The sequence below is a fragment of the Enterobacter cloacae complex sp. IR5450 genome (assembly GCF_049238665.1).
In the GTDB taxonomy this organism is placed as follows: Bacteria; Pseudomonadota; Gammaproteobacteria; order Enterobacterales; family Enterobacteriaceae; genus Enterobacter; species Enterobacter hormaechei_C.
In genome coordinates, this window is the sequence record NZ_JBMKIC010000071.1 from 1 (window position 1) to 4,693 (window position 4,693).

General features: G+C 61.6%; 3 protein-coding genes and 3 pseudogenes. 2 read left to right on the top strand and 4 right to left on the bottom strand.

Annotation, left to right across the window (positions count from 1 at the left end; translation table 11 throughout):
* Positions 1–98: pseudogene (locus ACOTYB_RS24540) on the top strand (IS6 family transposase); the annotation flags it as partial.
* Between the two features lie 32 nt (positions 99–130).
* Here the strand turns inward: ACOTYB_RS24540 and ACOTYB_RS24545 are convergent.
* The 3 genes and pseudogenes from ACOTYB_RS24545 to ltnD all read right to left on the bottom strand — a co-directional run.
* Positions 131–475, bottom strand: a pseudogene (locus ACOTYB_RS24545) (class II aldolase/adducin family protein); the annotation flags it as partial.
* Positions 468–1,720, bottom strand: a pseudogene (otnK, locus tag ACOTYB_RS24550) (3-oxo-tetronate kinase). The pseudogenes ACOTYB_RS24545 and otnK, both read right to left, overlap by 8 nt.
* Positions 1,721–1,731: 11 nt before the next feature.
* On the bottom strand, positions 1,732–2,634 hold the full coding sequence (gene ltnD / locus ACOTYB_RS24555; RefSeq protein ID WP_002903955.1) for an L-threonate dehydrogenase: 903 nt from the start codon (positions 2,632–2,634) through the stop codon (positions 1,732–1,734).
* 261 nt (positions 2,635–2,895) lie between these two features.
* Between ltnD and ACOTYB_RS24560 the strand changes: the two genes are divergently transcribed.
* Positions 2,896–3,657, top strand: a complete 762-nt coding sequence (locus ACOTYB_RS24560; protein WP_002210513.1) for a DeoR/GlpR family DNA-binding transcription regulator — start codon at positions 2,896–2,898, stop codon at positions 3,655–3,657.
* Positions 3,658–3,677: 20 nt separating this feature from the next.
* Here ACOTYB_RS24560 and ACOTYB_RS24565 read toward each other — a convergent pair whose 3' ends face one another.
* Positions 3,678–4,538, bottom strand: a complete 861-nt coding sequence (locus ACOTYB_RS24565; protein WP_002904004.1) for an extended-spectrum class A beta-lactamase SHV-12 — start codon at positions 4,536–4,538, stop codon at positions 3,678–3,680.
* Positions 4,539–4,693: the final 155 nt, after the last annotated feature.

The window sequence follows — 4,693 nt, forward strand, 5'->3', positions numbered from 1 at the left end:
AGGTGATGCGTGCACTACGCAAAGGCCAGGCCTCAGCATTTTATTATGGTGATCCCCTGGGCGAAATGCGCCTGGTAAGCAGATTTTTTGAAATGTAAGGCCTTTGAATAAGACAAAAGGCTGCCTCATCGCTAACTTTGCAACAGTGCCCGAGCCCCTGCAGGCAGGAGAGCGCGGTCAGATAGTGGCTGTGCAAGTGGACGATCGCCTTGCAGGCCGGGTTGTGCAAATAGACCGCCCGGTGAAAAGTGACCTCTTTCGACGGTTTGTCGCCGGAGATCCATTCCCCTTGCAGCGTCACCACCGACAACCGCTGAGCCTGCAGTTCGCCGAGGCAGGCGCCGGTCGGCGTCGCCAGCAGGTTGCCGTCCGGCAGCAGCAGCGACAGATTGCCAGCGGAGCCGGTGGCATAGCCGCGGCTAAACAACGAGGCGCCAATCTGCACCATTTCCTCTCGCAGTTGTTGCTCAGTCATGACGAAACTCCTGCTGGGCACGGGCAAAGAACTGGATATCGCCGAAGTTACCTGACTTCAGCGCCAGGGAGAGCGGCTGGCGGGTGTCACGCACCCAGGGCACGCCAGGGGAGATGGTCGGCCCAATATGGAACGCCTCAACCCCCAGGGTCTGCGCCACAATGCTCGACGTTTCCCCTCCGGCCACAATAAAGCGGGTAAATCCGTTCGCCTTCAGGGCGGCGGCAAGAGCGGCAAACAGCTGTTCCACCCGTTCGCTGCTGGCCTTGTCGCCATACTGCGCCTGGATCCGCTGCAGCGTTTGCGGCTCGGTGGTGGCATAGATCATCGGCGCCAGCGGCGCATCGCGCTGCGCGTCCACCCAGTCAGTCAGCGTCCTGACGTAGCTCTCCAGATCGGTAAAGCAGGCGCTTAAGTCGACGGCGCGGGCGGGGGCCTGTTGACGATAGGCCGCCACCTGGCTGTTGGTCATCACCGAGCAGGAGCCCGAGAGCACCACCGCCGGACCGGCCAGCGGCATGCCGGCCTGAGCGCTTTCCCCCCTGGCGCCATGGCGCTGCGCCCAGTCGCGGGCGAGGCCGATGGCGAGGCCGGAACCGCCGGAGACCAGCTTCATCTCCCGCAGCGCCACGCCCTGGGTGAGCAGATCCTGTTCGCTGAGGGCGTCGAGCACCACATAGCGCACCGCCGGATCGTTGACTGCCGCCAGCGCGGCGGCGACCGGGCGACAATCGGCCAGGCAATCAGCGCGGCTTTTCCGCGCCCTTGGCGCTCAATTAAGCGGCCCAGGTGCGCATCCTCCATCGGCGTCACCGGATGGTGGCGCATCCCGGACTCATTCAGCAGTTGCTCGCCGACGAACAGATATCCCTGATAGACCGTGCGGCCGTTAACCGGCAGCGCCGGGGAAATCACCGTCCGCGTCTCACCCAGCTCGGCCAGCAGGGCATCCAGCACCGGGCCAATGTTGCCCTGCGCGGTGCTGTCGAAAGTGGAACAGTACTTGAAATAAAACTGCTGACAGCCCTGGGCCTGCAGCCAGCGCAGGGCCGCCAGCGACTGGCTGACGGCCATTTCCGCCGGGCAGGAGCGGGTTTTCAGGCTGATGACCACCGCCTCGCTGGTCAGCGGAATATCGCGGGTCGGCACGCCATTCAGTTGCACCGTCGGCATGCCGTTGCGCACGAGGAAGCTGGCAATATCCGTGGCGCCGGTGAAGTCATCGGCAATGACACCAAGCTGCATGTTGTCTCTCCTCACTGTTTATGGCCCGGCAGGGTGATGCCGTTGAAAATCTTGATCACCGCGCTGTCATCTTCCCGACCGAATCCGGCATTACTGGCGGAGGTGAACATATTCAGCGCGGTGGTAGCGAGCGGCAGCGGGAAGGTCAGCGCCCGGGCAGTGTCATTCACCAGCCCGAGATCTTTGACAAAAATATCGACAGCGGATTTTGGCGAGTAATCGCCATCCAGGACGTGCTGCATGCGATTCTCAAACATCCAGGAATTACCCGCCGCGTGGGTGACCACGTCATACATCGTCTCCAGTGGGATCCCGGCGCGGGCGGCAAGCGCCATCGCTTCGGCGGCAACGGCGATGTGCACCCCGGCCAGCAGCTGATGGATAATTTTTACCGTCGAGCCAAGACCAATGTCGCTCCCGATGCGGTAGACTTTGCCGGCCACGGCGTCCAGCACCGGCGCGAGTCGGGCAAAGGCGGCATCGCTCCCGGAGGCCATCACCGTCATGTCGCCGGCGGCCGCTTTCACGGCGCCGCCCGATACCGGCGCGTCGAGCATCAATAGCTGGTACTCCGCCAGCGCCTCGGCAATGGCCTGAGCATCGGCGGAGGCGATGGTGGACGACACCATCACGACGGTGCCCGGCTTCAGATGGGCGGCGAGGCCGCTCTCGCCGAACAGGATCCCCCGCACCTGGGCGGCATTGACCACCAGCAGCACAACTGCATCCAGTTCCGCGGCGAACGGCACCGCGCTGGGGCCCGCGCCTTTGGCGCCCGCCGCCAGCAGTGCGCGACAGTTGTCGGGATTGATGTCAACGCCCCAGGTGTTCAGGCCCGCCTGCAGGCAGGCGCGGGCGGCGCCCATGCCCATTGAACCCAGTCCAATCACGCAGACGTTAGTGTGTGCAGCCATGCTGGTCTCCTTGTGAACATTAGTTAATTAATGTGATTTAATGATAGAATAAAGCGTTATCATGTGAATTTATGTGAGAGTTATCACGAATAACCCACATGAATATAAAAAATTCACAGGCGGAAAGAGGCTGCACAGCGGCGATTCTTGCCCTAAAATAGCGTAAAAAACAGCGGCAAAGCGCGATAACAACACCGGGTGTCGCCAGGGCCGTAGCCTGGGTGGTGACGCCTGGTGTGAAAAAATGGTAAGGGGAGAGCGGTGATTCCAATAGAACGACATCAGCGTATTTTAGCCCTGGTGGAGCAGCGTGGGGCGGTAAGCATTAACGAGCTGACGGAGATCCTCGGCGTGTCCCATATGACCATCCGTCGGGACGTCAGTAAACTGGAGGAGCAGGGGCTGCTGGTCAGCGTCTCGGGCGGCGTACGCGCCGTCAGCCGGCTGGCCGCGGAACCCAGTCATCTGGTGAAAAGCACGCTGCAGAGTGAGGAGAAACAGGCGATCGGCGCGCTGGCGGCGAGTCATATCGCTAAAAACAGTTGCATCTATCTGGATGCCGGGACTACCACCCTGGCGCTGGCGCGGGCGATCCTCGACCGGAACGATCTCCAGGTGGTCACCAATGATTTTGAGATAACCCAGCTGCTGATCGATGCCAGCCAGTGCGGCGTGATCCACACCGGCGGCACTCTGTGCCGGGAGAACCGCTCCTGCGTGGGCGAATCGGCGGCGCGTACGTTACGCCACCTGGCTATCGATACGGCCTTTATCTCCGCCAGCGGCTGGGACAGTCGCGGGATATTCACCCCTGATGAGAACAAGGTTACCGTCAAGGAGACCGTCAGCCAGGTCAGCGCGAGAAGCATCCTGCTGTGCGACAGTTCGAAATACAATCAGGTGGCCACGTTTATGGCGTTACCTTTGACCCGGTTCACCACCATCATTACCGACCGGCATCTTTCCGATGCCGCCGCCAGTCATATCGCCCGGCACGCCTGCGAGGTGCTGCGGGCCGGATAACGCGCGCGGCCACCGCCGGCTTAGCGTTGCCAGTGCTCGATCAGCGCCGCGCCGATCCCGGCGATTTGCTGATTTCGCTCGGCCATGCTCGCCGGCGTATCCCGCAGATAAATCACCACAATGCGCTCTGCTTTGTTATTCGGGCCAAGCAGGGCGACAATCCCGCGCGCACCCCGCTTGCTAGCTCCGGTCTTATCGGCGATAAACCAGCCCGCCGGCAGCACGGAGCGGATCAACGGTCCGGCGACCCGATCGTCCACCATCCACTGCAGCAGCTGCCGTTGCGAACGGGCGCTCAGACGCTGGCTGGTCAGCAGCTTGCGCAGGGTCGCGGCCATGCTGGCCGGGGTAGTGGTGTCGCGGGCGTCGCCGGGAAGCGCCTCATTCAGTTCCGTTTCCCAGCGGTCAAGGCGGGTGACGTTGTCGCCGATCTGGCGCAAAAAGGCAGTCAATCCTGCGGGGCCGCCGACGGTGGCCAGCAGCAGATTGGCGGCGCTGTTATCGCTCATGGTAATGGCGGCGGCGCAGAGTTCGCCGACCGTCATGCCGTCGGCAAGGTGTTTTTCGCTGACCGGCGAGTAGTCCACCAGATCCTGCTGGCGATAGTGGATCTTTCGCTCCAGCTGTTCGTCACCGGCATCCACCCGCGCCAGCACTGCGCCGCAGAGCACTACTTTAAAGGTGCTCATCATGGGAAAGCGTTCATCGGCGCGCCAGGCGGTCAGCGTGCGGCCGCTGGCCAGATCCATTTCTATCATGCCTACGCGGCCCGACAGCTGGCTTTCGCTTTGTTTAATTTGCTCAAGCGGCTGCGGGCTGGCGTGTACCGCCAGCGGCAGGGTGGCTAACAGGGAGATAATACACAGGCGAATATAACGCATAACCACAATACATCCTTGAGTGAAGGCCGATAAAGGCGAGTAAAGAAGCGACAAATAAGAATAACCCGGCGTTGGCACTGTTGCAAATAGTCGGTGGTGATAAACTTATCATCCCCTTTTGCTGATGGAGCTGCACATGAACCCATTCAAAGGCC